We start from the raw sequence: 1,141 nt of genomic DNA on the forward strand, positions 1-1,141 counted from the left end.
GGCCGCACCTCCACACCCGCACCCCGCCACCCAGTCGGCAAGAAACAGCGCAAAACGGATATGCCTAGACGCGGCGGGGCCGAGCAGCAGCCTTAAAGATCAAGTTAAGAGGTCGTCTCATTTGGTGAGTCTGCGGTAGCTCCGCGAACGCATCCGCGAAGCCCGCGGCAACGGCTGGCTCGGAGAAGTCGAAGGGCTCCAGGTCAGCCTCGACGCCGCCACCGCCAAACTCAACAGCCTCAGCCGGGTCCCGGCCGACGGCCGACCACAGCTGGTCGATCTTGGTTTGCCCGTCTTCACCAACTCCACTTCACCACCCCAGACGGATTCGAACCTCATGGCCGTTCGGGCTTATGGGCAAGAAATGTAGCGAAAGTCCTCTCAGCCCCTTCCTTGGGCTCCTCCACCAGACGTGCGGTGAGGACGAGCCCGGCCTGCTTCAGGAGTTCGGCAATCCGATCAGGCGGCAGCAGGTACGACTCGTAAGACACCGGATGACCGCCGTATGCCTGTGTGGGACGTAGGTGCTGGCCGGCTCCTACGTGGCCGGCCAGCATCAAGCAGCCGCCAGGCGCGAGAGTTCGGTGAAACTCGCCGAACACCACTGGCAACAACGTCGGTGGCGTGTGGTGGGTGGAGTAGTACGCGAGGATGCCGCCGAGTCCGTCGTCCTCGATCGGGAGCGAGGTCATCGAGCCGACGCTGAAACGCAGATCTGGGTAGGTACTACGGGCCAGCTCGACCATGGCGGGCGATAGGTCCATGCCGAACGCGGGCACTTGCCGCTCGGCAAGGTATGCCGTGACTTTACCGGGCCCACAACCCAGGTCGGCGACGGGCCCAAGGCCGGCCGTGCGCACCACCTCTGCAAAGACGTTCAGCATCCCTCGTGACAGCGGATCCAGCTCCGCCGGAGGTTTGACCTGTTCGAAGTAGTCGGAGGCGACCGTGTCGTACGACTCCCGGACGGCGGCGAGGTAGGAGAGATCAGGCATGCGGGTGACTCTAGTGAGGCCCCGCAGCCCAGGTGATCACTTCCTTAGCTTGATCTTTAAGGCTGCTGCTCGGCCCCGCCGCGTCTAGGCATATCCGTTTTGCGCTGTTTCTTGCCGACTGGGTGGCGGGGTGCGGGTGTGGAGGT

At 63.8% G+C, this 1,141-nt stretch carries 1 protein-coding gene; it reads right to left on the reverse strand.

Annotated elements, in window-relative coordinates; all coding sequences use genetic code 11:
• Positions 1 to 335: 335 nt before the first annotated feature.
• Complete coding sequence (locus tag IEZ15_RS44005) at positions 336 to 995, reverse strand: class I SAM-dependent methyltransferase (RefSeq protein ID WP_189282521.1); 660 nt, start codon at positions 993 to 995, stop codon at positions 336 to 338.
• Positions 996 to 1,141: the final 146 nt, after the last annotated feature.

This window comes from Streptomyces atratus (assembly GCF_014648655.1).
In the GTDB taxonomy this organism is placed as follows: Bacteria; Actinomycetota; Actinomycetes; order Streptomycetales; family Streptomycetaceae; genus Streptomyces; species Streptomyces atratus.

Bases quoted from the DNA above. Each gene is read 5' to 3' on its own strand.
- IEZ15_RS44005 (WP_189282521.1), bottom strand. From the start codon at position 995: ATGCCTGATCTCTCCTACCTCGCCGCCGTCCGGGAGTCGTACGACACG.